We start from the raw sequence: 25921 nt of genomic DNA on the forward strand, positions 1-25921 counted from the left end.
CCCCCACACCCGTCCGTCGTGGATCTCGCCTCCAAACGGCGGATGCGGCCAGCGGTCCGGATCGCCGACATCCACGTGATCCAGGTGCGTGTTGAGCATCATCGCCGGCGCTGCGCCGCGGCCGGCGATCTTACCGATCACGTTGCCGGCCTCGTCGATACCCACCTCGTCGTACCCCAGACGCTCCATTTCGGCCGCTACCAGGCCGGCGACGGCGCGCTCTTCGCCAGGCAAACCCGGCGTCTGGATGAGTCGCTGGAGGAAAGTGGTGCAGCCCGTCAGGTCGTTCATCGGGTTGGATAAATGGGTTTTATTCGTAAGTTAGGAGCATGAAGCCACGCATCGACCCACTCCGTGATGCGACAGGTCCGCACCAACGATCATTTGAGGAAGATACCATGTCGATCGCCAAAGTCATCGAAGTCATCGCCGAAGGCGATACCCTGCAGGGAGCTATTGAAAACGCCGCGAGGGAAGCCTCCAAGACCCTCAAGAATGTCCGCAGCGTCTACGTGGAAGGCATCCAGGGCCTGGTGGAAAACGGGAACGTCACGTCGTTTCGCGTAAATGCGAAGGTGACGTTTGTGCTTGAGGGATGACCTAAAGTACCCTGGAGATCAACCGCAGCGCGATCAGTGCCGCGAGGCCGGCGAAGGCCCATTTTAATCGCCGGCTCTCCAGGCGGTGGGCGGCGGCGACGCCGAGGCGGGCCGTGAACATAGCGGGGAAAACAAGCGCGAGCGCGTGGCCGAAATCCACGTAGCCGAGCGCGGTCTCGGGTACCGGCGCCTTCCAGCCGGCGACGACGTAGCTGATGGTGCTCACGCAGGCAATCAGAATGATCGAAGCGCTTGAGGTGCCGATGGCCATCTTGATGGGCATCCGCATCATCTTCGCGTACGCCGGCACCATCACCACCCCGCCCCCGACCCCGGCCGCCGTTGCCACGACGCCGACGAGCGTGCTCACGGCCGCCAGGGACGGCCAGGAGACGTTCAGGTCCACGACCGACGTGTCGGACGGGGCGTTTTTCTCGAATGTTTGTGCCAGCATACGTCCGGCCACGACGAGCAGGAGCGACCCGAACACAATCTGAAACACCTCGCCGTCGTACCAGGGTTGGGTAGTGACGTATCGGGTCATCAGCACCACGGCTACGGCGCTCAGGAGTCCCGTCCTCAGGGCGACAGAGGGGATGACCGCGCCTTTTTTGAAGTGGAAATATCCGCTCACCAGCGACGCGATGCACGTGCAGAACAGGCTCGTACCCAGGGTGAGGGGGGTGATGACGAGCGGGTCGATGCCGATGTGCTGGAAATAAAAGAAGAGGACCGGTGCGAAGAGGACACCGCCGCCGACACCCAGGAGGCCGGCGATAAATCCGGCCGCCAGGCCGGCGACAACAAGAATGGCCAGCTGGAAGAACTCCATCAGGGAGCCGTCAGCAACTGGTTATAAGCGGCTCGGTCGCCGAGGATGCGCAACGCTTCGCGGTAGTGAGGATCTTCAACCAGCGATGCCTCGACCTGGGCGGAATCGCCATAGTAGCGGGCGAGGATTTCGGCGCGTAGCAGTTCGGCGAGGCGTGGGCGGTGACGGTCGAAATCGGCGGCTTTTTCGGCCTGGACGGCCTTCTGAAGCGCCGCGGCTTCATCGCCAGCGTCCTCGTATCCGATGGCCGTCAGGCTGGCGGCCAGCTCGTCAGCCGAGTACTCGGCGGCGGTTTTGTACTCGAACTGCTGCTGCGTCAGCCAGGTCTTGAAGGCGGAGTAGACGGCCATATCCACCTCGAAATCCTTCGGGATCGCCGGCGTAGTGGCGGCGAAGTGGTTGGCGAAAAAGAAAAAAGCGGCGCGGCGTTGGAGGGCGGCTTCGAGTTCACTGACTTCGCCGCGAGAGACGTGCAGGTCGGGCTCGATGCCATGACCGTCCATCACCGTACGCCCGCCGGCGGTGGTGAACGCGCGGCGGAGCGAATCCGGGATGGTCGCGAAGTTGCCGTCGTGGCTGCGGTAGTCGATCGCCTGGATGCTGCGCCCACTGGGAATGAAGTACTGCGAGGTCGTGATCTTGAGCGACGTGTTAAACGGCAGCGGCTTGACGATCTGGACGAGCCCTTTGCCAAAGGTGGTCTGGCCGACGATGACGGCGCGGTCGTAGTCTTGCAGCGCCCCTGCGACGATTTCACTGGCCGAGGCGCTGACGTCGTTGACGAGGACGGCGAGCGGGAGGTCGAGCGTCAGCGGCGGCATCTTGCCCGTGTAGGACCGCTCCGTCTGCGGGAGCCGGCCTCGGGTGGAGACGATTTCTTTGCCCTGGGGCACAAATTGCTGGGTGATTTCGACGGCTTCCTCGAGGAGCCCGCCCGGATTGTCACGGAGGTCGAGCACGATGCCGGCGAGCTGGCCAGTCTCCTGCATGGTCTTGATCGCGGCGCGGACCTCTTCGCTGGCCTCTCGGGCGAAGCGTTCGAGTTTGACGTAACCGATGCCCGTCTCGGGGTCGAGCTGGTGGTGGCTGACGTTTTTGAGTTGAACCTCCTCGCGGGTCAGGAGGAAGTCGATGGGCGCCGGCGCGCCTTCACGCTCCACGGTGATTTCGACGGCCGTTCCAGGCTCGCCGCGGAGCAGCACCCGGAGATCGGCCAGCGTGAGCCCCACCGTGGACGTGCCACCGATGCGCAGGATGATGTCGCCGGCGCGAACCCCCTGTAGATAACCGCTGGCGCCTTCGACGGGTGATACGACGGTGATCTTGTCGTTCCGTATGCCGACATTCAGGCCCACGCCGGCGTAGCGGCCGCGGGTGATGATGTCGATGTCGGCATTGTCGGCCTCATCGTAGAAGTTGGTGTACGGATCCAGCTGGAGCAGCATCGCATCGATGCCGGTGCGCATCAGCGTCTCCGGATTGACGGGGTCTACATATCCGGTGACGAGTTCCTCGTAGAGGGCGCCGAAGATCTGGAAGTTCTTGCGGAGGGCAAAAAAATCATCGTCCCGCGGCATCCAGAAGCCGGCGAAGAAGCACGCTACGAGGAGAACGGCCAGGCTGGCGTGGCGAATGGGGTGCGGGACGCGTTTCATGAGGGGTCCGGTTCCGGTTCGGCCGCGGCGGCTTTCATCGCCTGGGCGCGGGTTTTTTGGACCCGGATGGCGACGAATATCGAGATCTCGTAGAGGAGATAAAGCGGCGTGCCGACGAGGATCATCGAGAACGGGTCTGGCGGCGTGAAGACGGCGCCCAGGATCAAGGCCACGACCAGGGCATAGCGCCGCGCGCCGCGCATGCGCTCCGGCGTGGCGATGCCCACCTTGGCCAGGAAGTAGACCACCACGGGCAGTTCGAAGAGCACGCCCGTGCCAAAAGCCCACATCGTCACCATCGAGAAGTACTTCGTGATGTCGAACTCGTTGCTGATCATCCCGGAGATCTCGTAATTCGAGAAGAACTGGATGGCGACCGGCGTGATGATGAGGTATCCGAAGGAGACGCCCAGCATAAAAAAGAACGTGGCGAAAAACGCGGCGAAGCGTAGGCCTTTCTTTTCGGTTTTATATAGGCCGGGCTCGATGAACTTCCAGATCGAGTAAATGAAGATGGGAGATCCCAGGACGATGCCGACGGAGAGGATGACGCCGAAGTGGACCATGAACTGGCCGGTGAGCACCCGATTCTGCATGACGAGCGTCTTCGCATCAAAGCCCATCAGTTTGTAGATGAAGAAATCCGCCTTGGCCGGCCCGAGCAGGAGTTCGTCGATGATCCATCCGCTGAAGAAGCTGCAGGCGATTGTGATCGCGATGATCCCCCCGATGCCACGGAATAAACTCCAGCGCAGGTCCTCGAGGTGGTCAAGGAAACTCATTTCCGCCATCAGCCCTTCGTCCTGATGCGATAACGGATCCGATGCGCCGTCTCCCTGGGAGGGATGGGTCACAGAGGTGGGCGAGGAGCCAAATCCAAAAAGCTTCATCGTAGTATGTACTCGCACGGGGCGAGGGAAGTGTAGCGAGACGGCGACAACTCAGGTAGCGTGTGTGCTTTCGCGCAGATTCAGATCCAGCAGCGAATCTACCCAGAGCCCTTCGCTTTCGACGCGGTTGCGTCCACCGCTCCAGGTGAAGTTAAACAGCGTCGTAACGCCAACCACGTCGAAGTCATCCTTTTTTAGTAGCGTAATGGCGCGTACCGCGCTCCGGCCGCTGTTCAGGATGTCATCGAGGAGGACGACGGGCTGCGAACGATCCAGTGGTCCTTCGACGAGCCGGCGGCGTCCGTGTTTCTTGGGCTGGTCCCGTATGAACCCACCGCGGAAGGCGGGTTCACCCGATGCGGCCAGGACGGCGCACACCAACGAGTAGGCCCCGAAGCCGTAGCCGGCCACCTGAGAGACGCCTTTGGCGCGCAGCCGATCCCCGAGTACTTCGCCGACTTCCTTGAACATGCTGCCATTGAGCATGGGGATGCGGGTATCGAGCAGCCAGCCGATGGGGTGGCCCCGGGGGTCGGTGATAAATTCGGTTTCACGGCGCACGAGGGACTGCTCGTACAGGCGACGCCCCAGATCCACGAGTTCGGCGTACGTCGAAGAGTTCAGCGCGGTGCTCGTCGAGGAGTGACTCATAGGGTGTCCTTCGAGAAGCTGCTCATCGGTTGGTGTCAGATGCGGACGAAGCGTGCGGCAGTCGACGCTCGCCGAAGCGGAGCGCGCTGGATAGGGGTGTCGCAGGACGCACGGCCCATTCCCTTGGAACCCAACTGGGGACATCGTCGGCCGTGGCCTGCGAGTCTGCGTAGGGTAATGGTAGATGTTGTCTCAATCTCAATCGCATCCACATAGCCGGGCGTGGGGCTCCTTTCTCTCACAAAGCGGCCCGATATGGCGGAGTTAGGGCGTCCTGTGGAGGGGAAACGACGCTAAACGACCTGTGCGCCTGGAATGCGTTCGGATCGAACCGTTCTTATCAAGATCCGTTCCGGCTCACGCCGTCACAAAATCGTAAAGCGGAAAACGTTCGCAGAGGGCATGAACTTCGGCGCGGACGCGGCTGATCTCCCCCTCGTTGGAAGGGGCGGTCAGTACCCGGTCGATGAGGCCGACAATATGCCTGAACTCCTCTTCGCCGAGGCCGCGCGTCGTCATGGCCGGCGCGCCGATGCGGATGCCGCTGGTCACAAACGGACTCTTGTCGTCGAACGGCACCATGTTTTTGTTGACAGTGATGTCTGCCTGCTGGAGGACGTTCTCGGCGTCTTTGCCGGAGATGTCCTTGTTGCGGAGATCGATCAGCATCAGGTGATTGTCGGTGCCGCCGGAGACGAGGTCGTACCCTTTATCGACGAAGGCGGAAGCCATCGCCCGGGCGTTGGCGACCGTGCACTTCGCATAGTCGGTGAAGGAGGGCTGTAGGGCCTCGCCAAACGCCACGGCCTTCGAGGCGATGACGTGCATGAGCGGCCCACCCTGGATGCCCGGGAATACGGCGGAGTCGAACAACTCGCTCATTTTTTTGAGCCGGCCGGATTTTGGGGCGGTCTTCCCCAGGGGGTTATCATAGTCCCGCCCGATCAGCAGCATCCCGCCCCGTGGGCCGCGGAGGGTCTTGTGCGTGGTCGTGGAGACGATGTGGGCATGGGGCATGGGGTTGGCGAGTACGCCGGCGGCGATGAGGCCGGCCGTGTGCGCCATATCCATCCATAGAAAGGCGCCTACTTCGTCCGCGATGCTCCGGAAGGCCGCATAGTCGAAGTCGCGCGGATACGCACTGGCTCCAATCGAAAGCAGCCGCGGCTTGATGCGTCGCGCCGTGTCACGTACCCGATCCATGTCGATCCGCCCCGCCATCGGCCCCTCCCGTTCGACGCCATAAAACGTGGCGTTGTACAGGAGACCGGAGAAATTAACCGGACTGCCGTGTGTCAGGTGGCCGCCGTGGGCAAGATCCAGCCCGAGGAGCGTGTCGCCGGGCTGCATCAGGGTGAGGTAGACGGCGGCATTGGCCGTTGCACCCGAGTGTGGCTGTACGTTCACCCACTCACAATCAAACAGCTGCATCGCCCGCTGGCGGGCGAGCTCCTCGGCCATATCGACGAACTGGCACCCGCCATAATACCGCTTGCCGGGCAAGCCCTCGGCGTACTTGTTCGTCAGGGTCGAGCCCATGGCCTCCAGTACGGGGCGGGATACGAAATTTTCAGACGCGATCAGTTCCAGGCCTTCGTTCTGCCGGCGCACTTCGTGCTGCAGAATGGCGAAGATCTCCGGATCGCGCGCTTGTAGCTCACTCATGGATGACGAAGAGAGGATTGGTCGCCGGGGAGAAACGGGAAGGGAGGCCACCCACCCAGCAGGCAAGCCCCCGGACGCCCGGTATGTTGACTATCGGTCGCGAGCCTGTTGATAGTTCGGAAATCGGACGGCGCAAGGTACTGTAAAAAAGCCGGCGATTGTGTGAATTTCATCCGCCCGGTGTGGCGTGGAGGTCTACGGCGGCCGGCGCCTCCATCTCGAAAAAGAAACCGCCCACACCCAGGTATTTCCACTCGCGGAGGGCTTCATCCGCATCGGGGAGGGAAACCTTATAGGTGCTGAGGATCAAGTAATTGTTCCGCTCGGTGGAGCTGACCATGAGCGAGGTATTCATGTTCACCTGCTCGCCGGTGAGCATCCGTCCCACCATATTGTTCATCGAAAGCTCCCGCTCGCGCTGCCTGGTCTCAGCTTCGATGTGATCCTTGAAGTCGTCCATCGTTGGATTGTACACCAGCAAGGTGACGATGGCGACGAACAGGAAAATGAGCAATGTGCGCATGGGGTTGGGCAATAAATGGGTTGCGCGGGCCGAGTATGTCGCTTCTGACGAAACGCGAGCTATAAAGTTGACATGCGGTGTAAACGCGCGCGGAGCAAACAGGCTCCCGGGTTAGGGGGATGCGGCAAGTTATGCACCGCGCTCCCGCGCCTCCCCCCGCGTCCTCTCAATGGCTCATCGCGTAGGAAAGCAGGTTGACGCCCATGCGGAGCGCGGCAGAGCGCAGCGGGTCCGGCACGTTGTGCACCTCCTTCGGCTCCCACCCATCGCCCAGGTCGCTTTCATACGAATAAAACGCGACAAGGCGTCCCTCCACGATCAGACCGAATCCCTGCGCCGGCTTCCCATCGTGCTCGTGGATCTTGGGCAGGCCTGCTGGGAAATCGAAGTGAGCATGATAGATGGGATGGTCGAACGGGAGTTCGACGAATTCCTGATCCGGAAAGACTTTCTTCATCTCCCGGCGGATATGCCGATCGAGCCCATAATTATCGTCGATGTGTAAAAACCCGCCGCCCTCAAGGTAGTGGCGGAGCCGGCGCGCTTCGTCGTCCGAAAACCGGACGTTGCCGTGGCCGGTAAGGTATACATAAGGATAACTGTACAGCTTGTCGCTGCCGAGCTCGACGACGTCTTCGCGGGGCGCGACGTCCATCAGGGTCTCGCGCCGCGCGAAGGCGAGCAATTCCCACAGCGATTGCTCGTCGCCATACCAGTCCCCGCCGCCGCCGTATTTGATGCGGGCGATGCGAAGACTAAACGGGTCCTGCGCCAGCGCTGGGATCGCCGTGAGCAGCATCGCAAGAAGGAAGAGACCGATCAAACGACGCATCGGGTATGGGGATAAACGTGAATTCGGCGCACGCGGTTTTCGTCGCGCGCCATCGCTTTGGGCGTGCGGTACCTACACAATGCCGGCGGATAGGGTTTCCTTGGTCGCGCCGCTCGGGTCTGCCCCAAGGACGCCGGGATCCCGAGCGCCGGTCTTGGGGTGTCAACCGGGTTCCGGACGTATCCTCAGCTAACGGCTCATGAGCCGCCCCCAACGATGAAATCCGTACTTCGCGCACTTCTGATCGCCGTCGCGGCAACAGCCGTCGTAGCGGCCGCGATCGCCACCACGCGCCGCCGCCCGGTCGCCGCCCTCGCCCGCTCGGCGTCCGCCTCGCTGTATGTAGACGCGGACGCGATGACGGAAGCCGAACGCCAGGCCCTCAGAAGTGAACTGGAAGGGATGGTTTGAAGGGTTCAAGGTTCAAGGTTCGAGGTTTAAGGTGAAGTACCTCAAACCTCAAACCTTAAACCTTAAGCTTCAGTAGCGTCCGCAGATCCTCGGCCATAGCCTCGGGAGGGGTTTCGTAGGCCCAGAGGAGGCGGGCGTCGCCGTTGGCGTCGAGGACAGTCATGCTGGTCGTGTGGTCGACGAGGTAGAGGCCGGCCGCATGTTCGGGGGCGTGGGCGGAGGGATATTCGTCCTGGTTTTCTGCGGGGGCGCCATGGCCCGCGTGGCCCGATTCGCCGGCCTTTTGGTGATGGATGCCAAAATCGCGGGCGACAGCGGCGAGGGTTTCACGGTCGGCCGTGAGGCCGACGAATCGCGGGTCGAAGCCGGCGGCGTAGGCCTGGATGAGATCCGGATGATCTCGATCGGGGTCAACACTGATCAGGGCTACCTGCACGTTGGCCGCGTCCTCGCCGAGTAGGGCCATGGTGCGTGCGAGCCGACTCATGGTGTTGGGACATACGTCCGGGCAGGAGGTGTACCCGAAGACCACGACCAGCGGCCGGCCGGCAAACGTGCTTTTGCCCACGGTTTCGGCGCCGGAGCGGAGCTGAAAGTCGGGCCGGGGATCGGCGGGATCGATGAAGGTGCCATGGAACGCCGGCGCCGGCGTGGCGAACCGCCCGAGCATCAGGATGGCGGAGAGGCTGATCCCGAGGATGACGCCTGCGAGGATGAGAAGCGTACGGGGCATAGTGCGTTACCCGGTTGACGGGCGGTCTCGTGTGCCCCAGCTAATGAGCCAGCAAGGATCGGGTTCCGGCTCGTTTGATGGTGTGGTCGGCAGCCAGAAGGTGTATCTTGGACGCTCATCCTCAAGCCATCCCTTCCCCATGATAGAAAAGAAGTATACCTACGCCGGCGCCCAAGCCACCGTCACGTACGATCTGGCCCGATGCATCCACGCCGCTGCCTGTGTGCGGGGCCTGCCGGCCGTTTTCGAGGCCGGTCGCAGCCCGTGGATCACGCCCGACGCCGCGCCGGCGGAGGCTGTCGCCGAGGCGGTTCTCCACTGCCCGACGGGCGCGCTTCGCGTGTTGGGAGTACATGAGACCGGGGCCGACGAGGCGGTCGTCACCGTCGTGGCCGACGGGCCGCTGTACGTCCGCGGCCGGCTTCACGTGCTGCTGGCTTCCGGGGAAATCATCCTGGAGGATACGCGTATGGCGCTTTGCCGCTGCGGCGCATCGAAGAATAAGCCCCTGTGCGACAACAGCCACCGGGACGCCGGCTTCTCGGATCCGGGCGTTCTGGGCGACCCGAAGCTCAAGGAGGCCGATGCGTCTACGACGCTACGCATCAAACTGGCTGACAACGGCCCGCTGCTGCTGGAAGGCAACGTCCGGATCGTCGGGGCCGATGGAGGGGCGGCGGCCGGTGTGAAATGCGCGCTCTGCCGTTGCGGGCAGTCGAAAAACAAGCCATACTGCGACGGCACGCACAAATTGATCGGATTCGTGGCGTAACCCGGCTCAAAAGACCCAAAGGGTTTCGAAAACCCTTCGGGTCTGACTCCTGATCAAAATGATCTCAGGCGACCGGTCCCCACGCCCAGGTCTCGTAATATTGCCAGCTCGTGTGGGCCCGCAGCTCTTCGATCTGCCGGTCCTGGGCGGCGAGGCTCGCCCGTACGATATCGCCGACGGAAAGGATGCCCACGATGCGACCGTCTTGCTCGATGAGGAGGTGGCGGATGAACAACTGGATCATCATCTCCTTCATCTCGTGGATGGTGGCGTCGATGGGGGCGGTGTGGAGGTCGGACGTCATGTAGTCCCCTATCAATGCGGTCCGTGGGTCGAACCCCTCGCCCAGTACGTCGTGCAGAAGGTCGCGCTCGGTCCAGATGCCGGCGATTCGCCCGTCGTCGTCGCGGACGAGCATCGCGCCGATCTTGTACTGGTACATCAGCGTGAGCGCCTCGGAGATGTGTTGGTCGGCCCGAACGGAAATCATCCGTTTCGTTTTCTGGGCCAGGATGTCAACTGCCGTTTTCATGGGACTACCCTCAATGTGGGAAAGCACAGGGATAAGCGGAGCGGAACTGCGGGATCTCCTGTCTATAGAAACGGCATACACCCACTCAGTGTCAACCCATCCTTCATAGAAAATTTATAATTCACAACGCTTCCCCCCGAAGCCTGCGCTATGCCCTTGAAAACGACCCATCTCCTTCTCGCCTTCTGCCTCTGTTTTGTCGCCCCCGCCGCCCACGCGCAGTATGCGCTGGACGACGTCCACCTCTTTGTCAATTTCCTGCCGGACGCCGCTGTGGCGTCGACGGGCTATGTAAACGCTGGGATTACCTACACGTCGTACGACTTCTTAGCGCAGACTACCCTGGGAGGTAGCATTCACATACCCTTTACGCCTCGCTTCGAGGGCGCGGCGGCGTTGCAGTACGTGTCGATCGACCCCGAAGTCGGCCGGAACCGGGACGGGATTTCAGACCTCCTACTGCATGTCAAGCACCACATTCCCGGCCGGCGCGCGCAGTTTGCCCTCGGCGGCTATATCATCCTGCCCGTGGGAGATGAGGAAGTGGGCGCGGGCGACGACCTCGACCTCGGCATCTTTGGCGCCCTTCGCCACTCGCTGAACGGGAGAACCGCGCTCACGGCCACCGCCGGCCTAGACTTCTTCGAACAGGGAGACGATTACGACCTGGCCCTGAGACTTGGCGGCGGCATCATCCATCGGACAAGCGACCGCCTGGCGCTGGTGGGCGAACTATTCATCCGCACAGAATCCGACACGGTGCTGCTGGCCGGCGGGCTCGACTATCGGGTAAGCCCCCAGGGCCGGCTCCGGCCCGGTCTGGGTATCGGGTTGTCGGACGAGACGGCGGACCTCTCCCTGGCGCTGTCCTACCTGCATTCCTTCCGCAATCGCTAGTTCTACCTCCGTTCGGGGCTCCCACCTATCCTGCAGCCGGCTCCCCTCGCATCTCCTTGTGTTCTTAACGCAGGCGTCATGAAACTCTCGCCCGAACCTCGTTTTTTGGCGGGCGATCTGTGTATTCCTCTTTTCATCTCTCTCCCGTTGGTCATGCCCTTGTTTAGATTCACGGCGTTGCTCCTCCTCGTCGTTTCTCCGGTTGCGGCACAGGACGCGGCGCCGTTCCGTGTCGCGCCTTACCTCCAATTCGGCACCAAGCACTCGATGGCCATCCTCTGGGAAACCGGCGAACCGGCTACCACCCGCGTCGAATACGGCGAAAGCCGCCTGGGCGACACCGAGCCCAACCTGTCGCAGTCCGTCGTATTGCCGGATACACGCACCATGCACGAAGTCGTGATCGACGGCCTGAAGACGGAGACGAAGTATTTCTGGCGGGTCGTCTCCACGACGGCGGCCGGCCAGACGCTGGCCAGCGAACCATCGACTTTCAGCACCGCCGTGAACGACTCCACGGCGTTCGGCTTTCTACTTTTTGGCGATACGCAGAACAACCCGCGCGTCTGGGGCAAGGTAGCGGAGCTGGGGTGGCAGGAACGGCCCAATTTCGGCCTGATCGCCGGCGACCTCGTGGATCAGGGAGGGGATATCGACGACTGGCTCGTCGAGTTTTTTCCTCCAGCGAATGTACTGATGGCGCGCGTGCCGCTATACCCGGCCATCGGCAACCACGAAAATGATCACCCCAATTACTACCAGTACATCCACGCGCCGGCGCCCGAGTACTACTATACTTTTCGGTATGGCAACACCGAGTTTTTCATGATCGACACCAACCGGGAGGTCACGGAAGGCTCCGAGCAGTACGCATGGCTCGAACGGGATCTGGCAGCCTCGGACGCGATGTGGAAAATAGCCGTTCACCATCACCCGCCCTACTCGTCCGAGGAAAACGACCACGGCGACACGGCCACCGGCTCTTCCACCTACGGCACGCATGCTCGGAACCTGGTGCCGCTATTCGAGGCGTATGGGGTGGACTTTAGCCTCTTCGGGCACGTCCACATGTACGAGCGGACTTGGCCGATTCTGGAGGGGGGCGTGAATCAACAGAACGGCGTGATCTACATCAACTCGGGCGGCGCCGGCGGCGGGCTCGAGGGCTTTGCGCCCACCCGGTCGTGGTTCTCGGCAAAGGTCAAGAGCGTGCATCACTTCGGGTACTTCATGGTGCACGATCAGACGATTTTTTTCCAGGCGATCGATGAAGAAGGCCGGGTGTTCGACTCCTTCCAGCTCGAAAAAAGCCCCGAGCGCCTCGCACGGGTCATGATGCCGCCGCCGCCGCGGTTCGAGGGGACGGATGCGCTGTTTCTCACGGATGTCGTTGTATCGCTGACCCCGGCGTTTGAAGGGGTGACGATCCGGTACACGATCGACGGCACCGATCCGTCGACCCGGTCGCTGGCCTACTCCGGTCCGGTCAGCCTGGATCATAGCGCCGTGATGAAGGCCGCGGCCTTTACGGAGGACGGCCGGCGCAGCCGTGTGGTCTCGCGTGCCTTTGAAAAAACGACCCTGATCGAACCGGTGACCGTGTCCGGCGCTCAGAAAGGGGTGGCGTATGCGTATTATGAGGGCCGCTGGGGTGATCTTCCGGACTTTGCTGCTCTGGCGCCGGTGAAGACGGGAGTCGCGGAACGGATCGACAGCCCGGCCTATCGCCTCCGTGAAGACGAATTCGGGCTGGTGTTCGAAGGGTATATCGAGGCGCCGAAAGACGGAGTGTACACCTTCACGCTCACCAGCGACGACGGCGCGCAGTTCTTTATGCACGATCGGCTGCTGGTAGACAATGACGGCCTCCACGGCCCTCGCTCCCGTCCCGGCCAGATCGCCCTCAAAGCGGGCCTTCATCCGATCCGCTTGACGTACTTCGACCGCGGCGGCAGCGACGCCCTTTCTCTGGAATGGGCCGGCCCATGGGTCTTCGACCAGCCGATTTCGAACGACGCGCTGTTTAGGGATTAATATCTCCCCGAATCGTAGGGCCCTGTTTCCTTTTGATCCCATAGCTTATGGACAGTGATGTTCGCGTGCGTTTATCGCCGGAAGGTGATGGGTTTGTAGCCACCCTCGAGGGCGTGGAGGGGCACCCAATAGCCTTTGCGTTGCCCGTACCGGTTGCGCAAATCGATACGGTCCTCGCCGGCACGGAGGAAGCCGTGTTGCGCACGGCCGGCGTGGCGACGCGGGGTGAGCGGGAGCGCAAGCCGGTCTCACCGGTGGCGCCGGACGTGTTGGGACGGACCTTGTTCGACAGCCTCTTCGGGGGCGCGATCCGGGCCCGGGTCGAGGCGCCGGGTACAATCGATGCGCCCCGGCGGATCATCGTGCAGATCGATCCGAACGATAGGCGGATGGCTCCGTTGCTCCGGTTGCCCTGGGAACTGGCCTGTGCGCCGGATACCGGAGAATACCTGTCGCTGTCCGAAACGACCACGTTGTTTCGGTACATGGATGTGGGCCATGCCGATACGCCGGCTTCAGTGATGTTGCCGCTGCGGGTGCTGGCCGTCCTTTCGAGCCCATCGGACGAGGCGCCGCTCGACCTTGCCACCGAGCGCCGCAAGATCGAGGCTTCGTGGGGGATGTGTTCTGGCGTGGAGGTCGAGTTTCTGGAGGAGGCGACCCGCTCCGCCCTCGAGAAACGACTGGTCGAAAGATCCTATCAGGTCCTCCACTACATGGGGCACGGCGCGTTTAACGACGCCACCGGTGAGGGGGCGCTGGTCATGGAGGACGACGCGGGGAAGCGGATGCTGGTCTCGGGCACCGAGCTGGCCGGCATCGTAGCGAGCGCCGAAACGCTTCAACTCGTCTATCTGAATGCATGTAACACCGCGCAATCGAGCGAGGATGCGTCGCACAATGTGTTCGCCGGCGTGGCCGCGGCGCTGAGCGCGACCGGCGCCGTGCCGGCTGTGCTGGCGATGCAGTTTTCGATTTCTGACCGGGCGGCGATCGTCTTCGCCGAGCATTTCTACAAGGCGATCGTGGATGAGCAGCCGGCCGACGTGGCGGTGGCCGGAGCGCGGCGTGCGCTTGTCGAGGCGCACCCCGGCACGCTGGAGTGGGTAACCCCCGTTCTCTACATGCGGTCGTTGAGCGGCCGGCTGTTCGACTTCCTCTCGATCTACGGCTAAACCTGGATCAGATGATTTTTGATGGTTAATCGTTGAGGGTCGATTCATCAACCATTAACCATACTTCCAAGTCAGCTCACCCAGCGTCTCTTGGATAACCTCGGTGTGTAGAAACCCGCCGCCCCGATGTTGCCAGAAGGCCTCGGCGTAGGCGACGCCGATTTGCCGGCCGAGGACGACGTCTTGCTCCTGCAGGAGTTCTTCGATGAAGTTCGCCCGCTTGAACATCACCTGCATGAGTTCGAGCTGAGACTGGTGACAGGCCAGCATACGCCGCTTGAGGTCGATCACCGAGCTGATATCCACCAGAAAATGCGGTTGCACCGGGTCGCCCAGGTGGGTGGTTAGGCCCAACGGCGCGCTGTGGTAGAGGAGGGGCGTGGCCGCGAGGGGGCGTTCTTGGCAGGGCAGGTTCGGCAGCGTGGCCATCATGGTTGCGATCTCCACCACGTTGGCCGTCGTCCGGTGGTCCAGGTGGTAGTCGTACGGCAGGTGCGTGATCACGATGTCCGGGGCGGCGCGGCGTATGGCGCGGGCCGTGTCCAGGCGAAGTTCAGCGGTGTCGACCATGAATCCGTCGCGCGCGCCGACACACAGGTAGGGGGCGTCGATGATCGCCGCGGCGGCGGCGGCTTCGCGGGTACGGGTAGCGACCGTTTCTTCCTCGGTCATCCCGATGCCGCCCATGTTGCCGCCGGTCATTGTGCCCGTGGTGATGTGCCAGCCGTGCTGGTGGAGCAGCGCGAGAGTGCCGGCACAGAAGATTTCAACGTCGTCGGGGTGCGCGAGCAGCGCGAGTAGGCGTGGAGCGGTAACGTTCATCTGCACGGATTCGGTTTACGAGGTCACTCCTGACCGGAGGACGAGGTGTCGATACTGGCGTGATGGGTTCTGGCCTGATCGACAAAAGTCTTCCACTGTTCGAGGCTCGCAGGGTCCCAGATGGCCACCAGATCGGTCCGGGCTTCCTCCTCGGACACGCCCTCTTTGAGCGTTCGGTACAGGTAAACGAAGGTAGACACGCGCATGTTGGCGAAGCAATGGACAAAGACCTTGCGATCGCGGTTCTGCGCCAGAATATCAAAAAAAAGCGCGAGATCGCGCTGGGCCGGCGCCTCCCACGAAACCGGGATATGGACGTACGCCATCCCCTGCTCGACCACCCGGAAGCCTTCCTCTCCGTTCCGATCTTTGTCCGCCGTGGCGAGGTTGATCACCAGTTCGTAACCGGCGGCTTTGAGTGAAGCGATGTCATCATAGGCGATCTGGCCGGAGGTGGCGAGGCGGTCGTCGATTTCGAGGAAGGCTCGGATGTGGGAGAGATCGGCCGGCTGGGCCGTGGAGATGGGTGGATGCATGGCCAGCAAGATGGTAAAAGAGGTTAGTAGGATCGAGCGAGACATGGGCGTGTGGCTTGGTGTGGAGGCTGGTGGTGCGGGGATGGTTGCGTTGACGGTTTAGTAGCCAGCCGCGGCGGCGATACGTGCGCGATGACATATCGGTTACCCAAGGTACGGACACACGCCTGTACATTTCAGCATTCCTCCTTAGCTCCGGCGCCCCGTAGATCGATCGATGGCGAATTCACACCGTGAGACGCGATGGAGCCAGGACCTTCGCCAGGCGTAACAGCCTGGCGCGGCTCGGAACCAACCGGAGCCGTTCCTTACATACACAGCATCCTATGGCTCAAACGATGAAATCTGCCCCACTCCTGTTCTCTATCGCCGCTCTCCTGGGCGCCTGCGCGTTGCCGGCGGAACACGACGCCATCCCTGCGGCGCCGGCCGCCTTCGCACCTTTACCCGATGAATTCGGCGATTACTGGTATCAGGGCGAGGCCGAGATCACAAGCTACACCCTGGAACAGGCTCGGTATGGAGAGATACACCAGGGCGAGGCCGTGCTCATCTTCGTCACCGAGGATTTCTCTCTGTCCAATCAGGTGAAGACCGACTTTCCCGATCGCTCTGACAAAGATCGGGTGACCGTCCTAAAGCTCAACCTGACGAAGAACTTCACGACGGGGATCTATCCCTATTCGATGATGTCTTCCGTATTTACCCCTGTCGAGCGCCACCGTTATCCGCATTCGCTCAAGGTTACGACCTCGTCTCAGGAGTGGTGCGGCCATACATTCACCCAGTTTAATCTGGGCCGAAACGCCTTCGACGTCAAACTCTACTCGTATTTCGAAGAAGAAAGCGACCAGCAGATCAAGATGGACGATGTGTTACTGGAGGATGAACTCTGGTCGCTGATCCGCCTCGACCCGGACGCGTTGCCTTCGGGCGAGATCGACATAGTGCCCGGCACCATGTACCAGCGACTCAGCCACGACGAATGGGCGGTCCGAAAGGCGGCCGCTCGGACAGAGAGCGCCGGCGACAGCCTGAAGGTTTTCACCCTCACCTATCCCGAGCTGAACCGGACTCTGTCGATCCGCTTTAACGCCGCATTTCCCTATGTAATCGAGGGCTGGGAGGATACTCACCGATCTGGCGATCGCGTGCTCACCACCCGCGCCGCGCGCAACAAGCGGATGATGCTCGATTACTGGGGCCGGCACAGCAACGCCGATCTGCCGTTACGGCAGGAGCTGGGGTTGGAATAAGGATCAGTTCCGCGGGTTTCAAGGCAAAACGCTTGCTGGACCTCCTGCAGCACTTCCATCGCTCACCCCGCAACGATCGCGTCTGCCTCAATTTCGACCAGCATGGCCGGGTTGATGAGCCGGCTCACTTCCACCATGGCCGTTGCCGGGCGAATGTCGCCAAACGACTCGCCGTGCGCCCGGCCGTACTTTTCCCACTGGCTGATATCCGTCACATACATCCGTGTCCGCACGACGTCGGCCAGCGTGGCGCCGGCGGATGTGAGCGCCGCCTCGATATTGCGCAGGCACTGCCGCGTCTGCTCGTAGGCGTCGTCGGGTGCGACGATGTTGCCGGCGGCGTCCGTGCCCGTGGTTCCAGAGACAAAAATCTGGTTGCCCACTTTCACCGCTCGGGAATACCCGATGATGGGCTCCCATGCTGTTCCCGTGCTGATATTCTGTCGTTTCATGATGTGCTGCTGGTAAGAAGGACTGTTGGAGCCGTCGCCGGCTTCGTAGAGGGCGCTGGTATTCGTCCGAGCGTCCGGGGATCCGATTCCTGGATAATAAGTTAAGCGGATTATAAAATTACGGGAGCCTTATTGGACTTCTGTGGATATATTTGTACCGTGCAGTTGATGGTGAGCGATCACAACGGAGCGTACGTCCGCAGATCATGATTCTGGCCCGTTTCACTTCCTCTGAATACCATCGTTTCACCTGCTTCTTCCTGTCTTACCAGGGCTTCCAGACTTCGACAACACCCGGTACTCGATGAAGCCATGCCCGGCCGCACCTTCTGCCCCGGCATCTCGCGAGGCGTTGGCCTCTTCTGCTTGCGGGCGGCAGCCTTTGCGCTGTCTTGCAACAGGCCGTCATCCAACAGGCCGTCATCCAACTGGCCGTCATCCAGTACAGCATTTCTTGTGCCACCATGAAGATGCCCCATTTTCTCGTAGCGACATGCGCGATATTAACCCTGATGATCCTCGTGATCGACCTGCTCACGGCAGGTGATGGAGGGGGAGATCTGCCGTTTGTGTTGGGAGGCTTCCCGTATATCGCGGTCATTCTTGCCACGTTGTGGTTGCCCGGTCGGAACTACACCGTCTTTTTTGCCGCGCTCACTACGTTGCTCAGCCTGTTCATGCTGTTCGTGGCCCCCTCGATCGCATGGCACGACGTCAGCAACGCCCTGATTCCCAACATCAACCCACCCGACCCGCACATCTACGAGTTGAGCGTAGGAAACCGGCTGCTGTCGGTATTTGCGATCTGGATCACGGCGATTCTGACGATTCAGCGTAAACGTTCGGAGGAACGGTCGCAGTCTCTCGGCGCTATCGTCCAGTCCTCGAACGATGCGATCATCGGGCAGACGATGGATGGCGTGATCACCTACTGGAATCGCGGCGCGAGCCGGATCTATCAGTATACCGCCGAAGAAGTGGTGGGCGAACACATCAGTATGCTCTGGGCACGGCACACGGCCTCGGCGGTGGAGGAGGAGATCATGCGTAAGATCCTGGAGGGCAACCCGCAGGAGCCGTACGAGGCCGTCCGCCGGCGAAAAGACGGCAGCGAATTCGACGTATCGATAGCTATCTCCCCCACCCTCGACGAACGAGGAGAGCTCATCGGGCTCTCGGAAATCGGACGCGACATCACCGACCGGAAGAAATACGAAACGGCCCTCATCGACGCGAAGGAGCATGCCGAGCGGGTGAGCAAGTTGAAGTCGACCTTCCTCACCAACATGAGCCACGAAATTCGCACCCCCCTTTCCGGCATCCTGGGGTTCGCTTCCATCCTCGCGCAGGAGGCCACCGCCGAACAGCACGAACTGGCCATGTTGATCGAAAAAAGCGGCCGGCGGCTGCTCGACACCATCAACTCGGTACTGGATCTGTCGATGCTCGAGTCGGACTCCTTCACGCTCCATCCGGCCGAGATGAACCTTGCCCGTGAGGTGCGGGAGAAGATCGAACTCCTCCAGCCGCTCGCGCTCGAAAAAGGGATCGAGCTGACGGCCGACGTGCCGGCGGAGCCCTGCGAGGTGGTGTTGGATCATGCCTGCCTCGACCGGATCCTGAACAACCTCATCGGGAACGCGATCAAGTTCACCCCGCGCGGCTCGGTCCAGGTGAAGGTGTTCCGCACGGCGTCGCACGTGTCCATCCGCGTGGCGGATACCGGGATCGGCATCAGCAAGGAGTTCATGGATCGGCTATTTAACGAGTTCGAGCAGGAGAGCAGCGGGATGTCTCGTCTTTATGAAGGCAGCGGCCTGGGACTTTCGATCACGAAACGCCTCGTCGAACTCATGAACGGCCATATCGAGGTGGATACCCAGATGGGGGTCGGCAGCGCCTTCACCGTACACTTCCTTGCCGGCAAACAGGCGCCGGACGAGCAGATCCGCCGCGACCGCTCCCGACGGCGTCGCGCCACCCGCGGCCGCGCGATTAAACGAACCACCCCGGCACGCGTCCTCCTCGTCGAAGACGACCCCCAGATGCGTATGCAGATGCGCCTCCTCCTGCAGCGGGCCTGCAACCTGGACCTCGCCGAAGACGAAGCCGTCGCCCTCACGATGGCCCAGCGCAACCGGTACGATCTCATCCTGCAGGACATCAACATGGGCCGCAAACACGCCGGCATCGATGCCCTCCAGGCCCTCCGCCGGCTGCCCGACTACGATGTCGTCCCCGTCGTCGCCATGACCGCCTACGGCCTCCCCCGCGATCGCGAAGACCTGCTCCAGGCCGGCTTCGACGAATACCTATGCAAACCGATCACGGAAGAACAACTGTTTTCGGTGATCAATCAGGTACTTAAAGAAGATTGAATCAGGAAAAAGGAAAAAGGAAAAAGGAAGAAGGAAAAAGGAAAAAGGAAGAAGGAAAAAGGAAAAAGGAAAAAGGAAGAAGGGAAAAGGAAGAAGGGAAAAGGAAGAAGGGAAAAGGAAGAAGACTGCAGGAAGGATTTCGTGCCATTTTTCCTTTACCATTTTACCTTTTACCTTTTGCCTACCCTTTTGCCTTTTTCATGCTGGCCGCGTAGCGCCGCACCAGCTCGTCCGTCATGACGCCCAGGAGGATGACGGCGCCGATGATGGCAAATTCCAGCTGGGTAGGGATGCCGAGGATGTTAATAGCGTTGTACAAGACACGCATGACGGCAGCCCCGATGAGGACGCCCAGGATGGTCCCTTCACCGCCCCGCAGGCTGCAGCCGCCCAGCACCGCCGCGGCGATGGCGTAGAGTTCGTAGAAGTTGCCGTGTACCGCTGGCTGCACCGAGTTTACGTCGAGCGCAAACAGAATCCCGCCAATCCCCGAGGTCAGCGCGCAGATCACGTACGCCACGACGATCATCTGTTTGGTGTTGATGCCGCTGTAGCGGGCGGCCTCCTCGTTGCGCCCCAGGGCCAGCAAGTAGCGGCCCCAGACCGTGTAGTTGAGGAAGAAGCCGGCGAGCAGGCCCAGCACGATCAACACCACAAACGGCATCGGGAGACCAAACGAGTCTGTGATGGGGATACGGCCGATGGCGAGCTGCCGGAGGCCGTCGTACCCGTTCCCGAACCCCTGCGTCGCATCACCCGTCAGCCAGCGCGCGAACCCACGGTAAAAGAGCAGACCGCAGAGGGTGACGACAAACGGCTGCAGGCGCATCCGGGTGATTAGCACACCATGTAACACCCCGATGCCGAGGGATAGGGCCAGCACCGCGATGATTGCCGCCGGCACCGACCAGCCGTAGGACACCATAAGCATTGGCAGCATCACCCCGACCAGCCCCACCAGCGAACCCATCGACAGATCGATCCCACCTGTGATGATGACAAACGCCGCCCCGATGCTGATGATGCCGAACAGGGAGGTCCACCGGATGGTGTTCTGGATGTTGTAGGCCGTCAAAAACTTGGGTTCGATCAAGGCCGTCAAGATCAACACGGCGAGCAGCAGGCCCAGGATGCCAAAGATTTTTTTCATTCGTATCGATCGTTACACGGGGTTCGGGGCGCCGGTGGCCAGATGCATGACGGCCTCCTCCGAGAGTTCGCTACGCGGTACTTCGCCCGTGATGCGGCCCTCGTGCATCACCAGCACCCGGTCCGACATCCCCAGGATCTCTTCCAGTTCACTACTGACAAACAGAATCGCCAGCCCTTCGCGAGCGAGTTTCTCCATTAGCCGGTACACCTCTTCCTTGGCGCCGACATCGATGCCGCGCGTCGGCTCGTCGAGCAGCAGCAGGCGTGGGCTCATGGTGAGCCATTTGCCGAGCACCACCTTCTGCTGATTGCCGCCGGAGAGGAAGCGGACGATCTGGCGCTGGCCGGGTGTCTTGATGCCGAGCTGCTCGATCATCGCCGCGGTGTCGGCCTCCTCCTGCGTGCGATTCAGGCGTCCGCCCGGCCGGCGGTTGCGCCACAGCCCCGCCAGGCCGATGTTGTGACGGACGGACATGTCGATCACCAGCCCCTGCTCCTTCCGCTCCTCGGGCACCAGTGCGATGCCGGTCTCGATCGCGTCCATCGGCGAGCGAAACGTTGTCTCGCGGCCTTCCATCTGGATCGATCCGCTCAGCGCGCGGTCCACCCCGAACAACACGCGCAGCAGCTCGGTGCGACCGGCGCCGACCAGGCCCGAAACGCCGACGATTTCGCCGGCGCGGACCTCAAACGAGATCGGATGCGCCGGCCAGGCCGGCGTAACGAGGTCGCGCACACGCAACACGACCTCTCCAATAGCGTGCGACGAGCGGGCATAATACTTCGAGACGTCGCGGCCCACCATGAGCTGGACCATCGCCTCGTGGTTGATTTCGGCTCGCTCCAGCGCGCCAGCGTTTTTCCCATCGCGCAGCACCTCCACCCGGTCGGACAACCGCTTGACCTCGGCCATGCGGTGCGAGATATAAACCACGCTCACGCCGCGGCTGCGCAGGTCCTCCACGACGGTGAACAACTGCTCGGCCTCGCCGGCCGAGAGGCTCGACGTCGGCTCGTCCATGATCAGCACGCGGGCGTTGGCGGAAAGCGCTTTTGCGATTTCGACGAGTTGCTGGCGGCCGATGGACAGGTCGCGCACGAGCGTCGTCGGCGACACGTCCAGCCCGATGCGTCCCAGGGCTTCTTCCGCGCCGGCGTGGATCTGCCGGCGATCCAGTACGCCCAGCCGCCGCGGTTCGCGTCCGAGGAAGATGTTGGCCGCCACGCTGAGATTGTCGGCCAGGTTAAGTTCCTGGTGGATAAACGCGATGCCCAGATCGGTCGCTCGCCGGCACGAGTCGATTGTCACCGGCTGACCATCCAGCAGGATCGATCCCTCGTCCGGACGCTGGACGCCGGCGAGGATCTTCATCAAGGTGCTTTTGCCGGCGCCGTTTTCCCCGATCACCGACAACACCTCGCCATGGCCCACATCCAGGCTCACGCGGTCCAGCGCGACCACGCCCGGGAAACGCCGCGTCACGGCGCGAACGCTGAGGAGAGGGGTCGACATGGGAAAGGGATTTAAGATTAGCGATTAGCGATTGGCGATTGGCGATTGGCGATTAGCGATTGAACCAGGATGTGACGTTGCGCGTTTTTCCGTTGAACGTTTTGTGTTTGGATACGCGCATTTGGTCAAACGCCCCAACGTTCGTTATTCGGCCGTCAGTTCCTTCAGCTCCGCCCAGTAGGCGTCGACATTGTCCTGGCGGATCGTGCGGGCGGGGATGTCGAGGAATTTGTCGTCGGTGAGGACGGAGCGGTCGCCGCGGGCGAGGGCGGCCAGGACGCGGACCGACTCGTAGCCGTAACGGTAGGGGTTCTGGACCACGGTGCCCTGGATGAGGCCGTCCTTGATGCCCTGGAGCGTGTCGTCTTCTTCGTCGAAGGCGATCACTTTGATCTGGCCGGTTTTACCGGCTTCCTTGATGGCCTCGAGGCACTTAGGCGGGTTGTACCCGAAGAGGCCGACCATGGCATCGAGATCGGGATATTTGGCGATGGCGTCCTCGGCCTGGGACTTGGCCCGCGCGAAGTCGAACTGGTCGGTGCGGGTGTCGAGGATGCGGTACTTGCCGCCATCGATGACGCCCTCGTTCGGGTCGCGGCGGTCCGGGTCGTGGGAGCGGTCGAGCAGCTCGTCGATGACGCCTTGACGGCGGAGGTCGGCGTTGAGCTGTCCGAGCCGGCCGACGAAGATCATCACGTCGCCGCCGTCGGGCAGGGCTTCCTTGACCAGCTGGCCCGACATCCGGCCGGCGGTGTAGTTATCCATCCCAATGTACATCAGCCGGTCCGTTTTCGGCGCGTCGGAGTCCTGGGTGATGTAGTGGGTGTTCGCGGCGATTTCGTTCAGAATATCCCCCTGATTTTCGGGGTCGATCGGGCTGACCGCGATGCCGTCGACGCCGCGGGCGAGGAGGTCCTGGATCATGCGCTTCTGGTCCGACGTCCCCTCGGGAGGCATGAGCACCTGGACATCCACCTGGAAATCCCGCCCGCCATCACGGGCGCCTTTTTCGGCGATCACCCAGAACGGCGAGATCCCGTTGGTGACATAGCCGACGGAGAGGGCGTTGCCGGCGCCGGAGCCGCCGCCGCATCCGGAGGCGAAGACCAGGGAGGCGATCAGCAGGAGGGAGGAAAGAGGCTTGCGCATGGTCGAGGCAGACGTATAAAGTGACGGTAGGCACCAAAGCCAGAAACGGGCAATAATGCGGGTTTCCAAACCGAGGAGCCGCAAAATGTTGCGTCTCCTTGCTGGCCGGGTGTAACGTCAGTTAGTTAAAAGGAACACGGTTTCGGAGGAATGCAGGCCGATCACAAAAACGATCGACCTCCGTTGACGGTCAGGGTCTGGCCGATGACAAAGCCGGCCTCCTCGCTGGCGAGGTAGGTGACGGCGCCGGCGACATCCTCGGGTAGGCCCCAGCGTCGCACGGGGATGGTGCGAAGATACGCATCTTTCATTTCCTGTGGATCCTTTTCGTGCCGCGCCACCGGTATCCATCCCGGGGACACCATGTTCACCGTGATGCCGTACGGCGCCAGCTCGGTGGCGAGGCTACGCGAAAGCCCTACCTGGCCCCCTTTTGCGGATACATACGCGGTAAAGGGTGCGACCCCCAGGGAAAACACTTCACTGGTGATGGTGATGATGCGTCCCCATCGCTGCCGTTTCATGTGGGGAAGGCAGGCGCGCGTGAGCAGATAGGGGCTTTTGACGAAGAAGTCGATCATCTGCTGAAACAGGGCCCAGTCGTACTCCTCGATGCGCCGCTGGGGCTGGTCGGGTGTGGCGTTGGGCACGAGGATGTCGATCGGCCCCAGCTCCCGGGCGATGCGGTCGCACAGGGACGTCACCTGCTCGGCGTCGGTGACGTCGGCCCGGGCGAGCAGACACGGCCGGCCGATGGCCTCGAGTTCGGCGAACGCTTCTTCGGCGCGGGCCTGGTTGTTGGCATAATTCATGGCGACCCGGGCGCCCTGGCGCGCGAGGTCGAGCGCGATGGCGTTTCCGAGGCCCGTAGAGCTGCCCGTCACGAGGGCGACGCGGTTGTTGATGGACATAGGTGCGCGTTGGCGAGGGGGAGCATGGACTGGAACGAGGAATCCCGAACCGATACCCTGGAGGGATGCCTAACCTACTGCAGGGATCGCGAAGGATCAACGGGCGCGGCGAGGAAAGGCGCCGCCGGAACTGTGGCGCCGGAACTGTGGCGCCGGAACTGTGGCATCGGAACTGTGGCGCCGGAACTGTGGCGCATACACCTGGCGCACAGGTTGCTGAATCTTTGGGTCAAAGGTGTACTGCGCCGGCCCGGATGTCGGTGTAGATTAGGGACGTTACAAATGCGCGCCGCGCCTCAGTAGAACGTACGATGTATCGGGGGGCATATCGTAGGTTTTATAGAGGACGGCGCGCATTCTTTATTTCAACTCCTTTTATTTCAACTCCTTTTATTTCAACTCCTTTTATTTCAACTCCTTTTATTTCAACTTGGCCCGGCCATCAGAGCCGTTGGCCGCAGTACTTACAGAATAACGCATCGAAGTCGTGCCCTTCCCTGCTGCAGGCCGGGCAGGCCTGAGTCGAGATGGGATGGATGGGTTTTCGCATCAGCTCGGCCGTGACCAGTCCGGTCGGCACGGCGATAATGCCGTACCCCAGAATCATAACGAGGCTCGCCAGGGCCTGGCCGAGCGGGGTCGAGGGAGAGATGTCGCCATATCCAACGGTTGTAAGTGTGACGATCGTCCAGTAGATGCTCGTGGGGATGCTCGTGAATCCGTGTTCTTCGCCCTCGATCACGTACATGATCGAGCCGATGATGACGACGAGGGTGATGACGACGAAGAGGAAGACCTCGATCTTACGCTTCGTGGCGTGGAGCGCTAAAACGAGTGTCTGGGCCTCCACCACGTACTTCGCCAGTTTCAGGATCCGGAAAATCCGCAGGATGCGCAGCAGCCGGATCACCAGTAGGAACTGGGTGCCCGGGATCAGTGCGCTGAGGTAAGTAGGGATGATAGCCAGCAGATCGACCAGGCCAAAAAAGCTCCGCGCATACATTATCGGCCGACCGACGCTGATCAGCCGCAGGATGTACTCGATCGTGAAGAGGATCGTGAACGCCCACTCGATGACACGTAGTTCAACTACGTAGGTCGCGCGGATCGAGGAAACACTTTCGAGGACCACCGCCAGCACGCTGAGTAGGATGAGCCCGATGAGCGTGATGTCGAACGCCCGGCCGGCTCGGGTGTCCGCCTCGAAAATGATGGTATGCAGGATATGGCGCCAGTCCTTGCGCGGTTCTTCGGTAGGCATGAGGTGTCTGGCGCGTACGTTCAATCCAGAAATTCCAGATACCCTTCGTTGACCAGATCGGCCAGCAGATCCTGGATGGATTCGTGGTTGAGGAAAGGGGCAAGCGTCTCGTGGTTCAGGGGGCCGGAGCCCGTGATGATGTAGATCGCGTCGGCGTGTAAGACGTCCACCGGGTACGCCACGCCACTGACGAACAGGCGGATGCCCGTGTCGGTGTGGGCGAAGGCGAACAGGGCGGCGGGGCTTCGGTAGAGTGAGATGCCCTCGCGCAGGAGATGGATGACACGTTC

At 61.7% G+C, this 25921-nt stretch carries 28 protein-coding genes; 9 read left to right on the plus strand and 19 right to left on the minus strand.

Going from position 1 to position 25921, the window contains the following annotated elements:
- A partial coding sequence (locus SH809_20605) for a hypothetical protein (protein ID MDZ4702124.1) occupies positions 1-291 on the minus strand: 291 nt, incomplete at its 3' end.
- A gap of 107 nt (positions 292-398) precedes the next feature.
- On the opposite strand from SH809_20605, the gene SH809_20610 reads away from it, so the two are divergent.
- Positions 399-599 (plus strand): dodecin family protein, encoded by a 201-nt coding sequence (locus SH809_20610; GenBank protein MDZ4702125.1) that lies wholly within the window; start codon positions 399-401, stop codon positions 597-599.
- A 1-nt stretch (position 600) separates the two neighbouring features.
- On the opposite strand, the gene SH809_20615 is transcribed toward SH809_20610, so the two are convergent.
- The 7 genes from SH809_20615 to SH809_20645 form a co-directional block, all read right to left on the minus strand.
- Positions 601-1431, minus strand: a complete 831-nt coding sequence (locus SH809_20615) for a sulfite exporter TauE/SafE family protein (GenBank protein ID MDZ4702126.1) — start codon at positions 1429-1431, stop codon at positions 601-603.
- Positions 1431-3086 carry a S41 family peptidase gene (locus SH809_20620; GenBank protein MDZ4702127.1) on the minus strand — a complete coding sequence of 552 codons (1656 nt, stop codon included), beginning with the start codon at positions 3084-3086 and terminating at the stop codon, positions 1431-1433. The genes SH809_20615 and SH809_20620 overlap by 1 nt, the downstream gene beginning before the upstream one ends.
- Entirely contained in the window at positions 3083-3940 is an 858-nt protein-coding gene (gene tatC / locus SH809_20625; GenBank protein MDZ4702128.1) for a twin-arginine translocase subunit TatC, read from the minus strand. The genes SH809_20620 and tatC overlap by 4 nt, the downstream gene beginning before the upstream one ends.
- 87 nt (positions 3941-4027) lie before the next feature.
- On the minus strand, positions 4028-4627 hold the full coding sequence (locus tag SH809_20630; GenBank protein ID MDZ4702129.1) for an orotate phosphoribosyltransferase: 600 nt from the start codon (positions 4625-4627) through the stop codon (positions 4028-4030).
- 357 nt (positions 4628-4984) lie between these two features.
- A complete protein-coding gene (glyA, locus tag SH809_20635; GenBank protein ID MDZ4702130.1) occupies positions 4985-6292 on the minus strand; it encodes a serine hydroxymethyltransferase in 1308 nt (435 codons plus the stop codon).
- Between the two features lie 169 nt (positions 6293-6461).
- Entirely contained in the window at positions 6462-6815 is a 354-nt protein-coding gene (locus SH809_20640; GenBank protein ID MDZ4702131.1) for a hypothetical protein, read from the minus strand.
- A 166-nt stretch (positions 6816-6981) separates the two neighbouring features.
- Positions 6982-7647 (minus strand): DUF4159 domain-containing protein, encoded by a 666-nt coding sequence (locus SH809_20645; GenBank protein ID MDZ4702132.1) that lies wholly within the window; start codon positions 7645-7647, stop codon positions 6982-6984.
- Between the two features lie 216 nt (positions 7648-7863).
- On the opposite strand from SH809_20645, the gene SH809_20650 reads away from it, so the two are divergent.
- Positions 7864-8058: a hypothetical protein gene (locus tag SH809_20650; GenBank protein ID MDZ4702133.1), complete on the plus strand. Its 195-nt coding sequence runs from the start codon at positions 7864-7866 to the stop codon at positions 8056-8058.
- Positions 8059-8113: 55 nt separating this feature from the next.
- Here SH809_20650 and SH809_20655 read toward each other — a convergent pair whose 3' ends face one another.
- Positions 8114-8791, minus strand: a complete 678-nt coding sequence (locus SH809_20655; protein MDZ4702134.1) for an SCO family protein — start codon at positions 8789-8791, stop codon at positions 8114-8116.
- A gap of 139 nt (positions 8792-8930) precedes the next feature.
- On the opposite strand from SH809_20655, the gene SH809_20660 reads away from it, so the two are divergent.
- Entirely contained in the window at positions 8931-9563 is a 633-nt protein-coding gene (locus SH809_20660; protein ID MDZ4702135.1) for a CDGSH iron-sulfur domain-containing protein, read from the plus strand.
- A gap of 64 nt (positions 9564-9627) precedes the next feature.
- Here the strand turns inward: SH809_20660 and SH809_20665 are convergent, their stop codons facing one another.
- Positions 9628-10095, minus strand: coding sequence for a CBS domain-containing protein (locus SH809_20665; GenBank protein MDZ4702136.1), 468 nt, complete (start codon positions 10093-10095; stop codon positions 9628-9630).
- Positions 10096-10251: 156 nt separating this feature from the next.
- Here SH809_20665 and SH809_20670 point away from each other — a divergent pair, with 156 nt between their 5' ends.
- From SH809_20670 to SH809_20680, 3 genes are all read left to right on the plus strand, one after another.
- A complete protein-coding gene (locus tag SH809_20670; GenBank protein ID MDZ4702137.1) occupies positions 10252-10992 on the plus strand; it encodes a transporter in 741 nt (246 codons plus the stop codon).
- A gap of 153 nt (positions 10993-11145) precedes the next feature.
- On the plus strand, positions 11146-13026 hold the full coding sequence (locus tag SH809_20675) for a metallophosphoesterase (protein MDZ4702138.1): 1881 nt from the start codon (positions 11146-11148) through the stop codon (positions 13024-13026).
- A 47-nt stretch (positions 13027-13073) separates the two neighbouring features.
- On the plus strand, positions 13074-14201 hold the full coding sequence (locus SH809_20680) for a CHAT domain-containing protein (protein ID MDZ4702139.1): 1128 nt from the start codon (positions 13074-13076) through the stop codon (positions 14199-14201).
- A 54-nt stretch (positions 14202-14255) separates the two neighbouring features.
- On the opposite strand, the gene SH809_20685 is transcribed toward SH809_20680, so the two are convergent.
- Together SH809_20685 and SH809_20690 are read right to left on the minus strand one after the other, a co-directional pair.
- Positions 14256-15023 (minus strand): PIG-L family deacetylase, encoded by a 768-nt coding sequence (locus SH809_20685; GenBank protein MDZ4702140.1) that lies wholly within the window; start codon positions 15021-15023, stop codon positions 14256-14258.
- A 23-nt stretch (positions 15024-15046) separates the two neighbouring features.
- A complete protein-coding gene (locus tag SH809_20690; GenBank protein ID MDZ4702141.1) occupies positions 15047-15604 on the minus strand; it encodes a protein tyrosine phosphatase family protein in 558 nt (185 codons plus the stop codon).
- A gap of 293 nt (positions 15605-15897) precedes the next feature.
- Between SH809_20690 and SH809_20695 the strand changes: the two genes are divergently transcribed.
- Positions 15898-16815 (plus strand): hypothetical protein, encoded by a 918-nt coding sequence (locus SH809_20695; GenBank protein ID MDZ4702142.1) that lies wholly within the window; start codon positions 15898-15900, stop codon positions 16813-16815.
- Positions 16816-16877: 62 nt separating this feature from the next.
- Here the strand turns inward: SH809_20695 and SH809_20700 are convergent, their stop codons facing one another.
- Complete coding sequence (locus SH809_20700; GenBank protein ID MDZ4702143.1) at positions 16878-17267, minus strand: RidA family protein; 390 nt, start codon at positions 17265-17267, stop codon at positions 16878-16880.
- Positions 17268-17659: 392 nt separating this feature from the next.
- Between SH809_20700 and SH809_20705 the strand changes: the two genes are divergently transcribed.
- Together SH809_20705 and SH809_20710 are read left to right on the plus strand one after the other, a co-directional pair.
- Entirely contained in the window at positions 17660-19645 is a 1986-nt protein-coding gene (locus SH809_20705; protein MDZ4702144.1) for an ATP-binding protein, read from the plus strand.
- A complete protein-coding gene (locus SH809_20710) occupies positions 19642-19860 on the plus strand; it encodes a hypothetical protein (protein ID MDZ4702145.1) in 219 nt (72 codons plus the stop codon). The genes SH809_20705 and SH809_20710 overlap by 4 nt, the downstream gene beginning before the upstream one ends.
- Here SH809_20710 and SH809_20715 read toward each other — a convergent pair.
- From SH809_20715 to SH809_20740, 6 genes are all read right to left on the minus strand, one after another.
- Complete coding sequence (locus SH809_20715; protein MDZ4702146.1) at positions 19827-20795, minus strand: ABC transporter permease; 969 nt, start codon at positions 20793-20795, stop codon at positions 19827-19829. The two genes, SH809_20710 and SH809_20715, sit on opposite strands and share 34 nt — an antisense overlap.
- Positions 20796-20807: 12 nt before the next feature.
- The gene (locus SH809_20720; protein ID MDZ4702147.1) at positions 20808-22310 is read right to left on the minus strand and encodes a sugar ABC transporter ATP-binding protein; all 1503 of its coding nucleotides are present in this window, start codon (positions 22308-22310) and stop codon (positions 20808-20810) included.
- A gap of 144 nt (positions 22311-22454) precedes the next feature.
- Positions 22455-23459 (minus strand): sugar-binding protein, encoded by a 1005-nt coding sequence (locus SH809_20725; protein ID MDZ4702148.1) that lies wholly within the window; start codon positions 23457-23459, stop codon positions 22455-22457.
- 161 nt (positions 23460-23620) lie between these two features.
- Complete coding sequence (locus SH809_20730; GenBank protein MDZ4702149.1) at positions 23621-24370, minus strand: 3-oxoacyl-ACP reductase family protein; 750 nt, start codon at positions 24368-24370, stop codon at positions 23621-23623.
- A gap of 442 nt (positions 24371-24812) precedes the next feature.
- Positions 24813-25631: an ion transporter gene (locus SH809_20735; protein MDZ4702150.1), complete on the minus strand. Its 819-nt coding sequence runs from the start codon at positions 25629-25631 to the stop codon at positions 24813-24815.
- Between the two features lie 20 nt (positions 25632-25651).
- Positions 25652-25921 (minus strand): hypothetical protein (locus tag SH809_20740; GenBank protein MDZ4702151.1); only part of this gene is annotated, 270 nt, incomplete at its 5' end.

It is taken from the genome of Rhodothermales bacterium (genome assembly GCA_034439735.1).
Taxonomy (GTDB): Bacteria; Bacteroidota; Rhodothermia; order Rhodothermales; family JAHQVL01; genus JAWKNW01.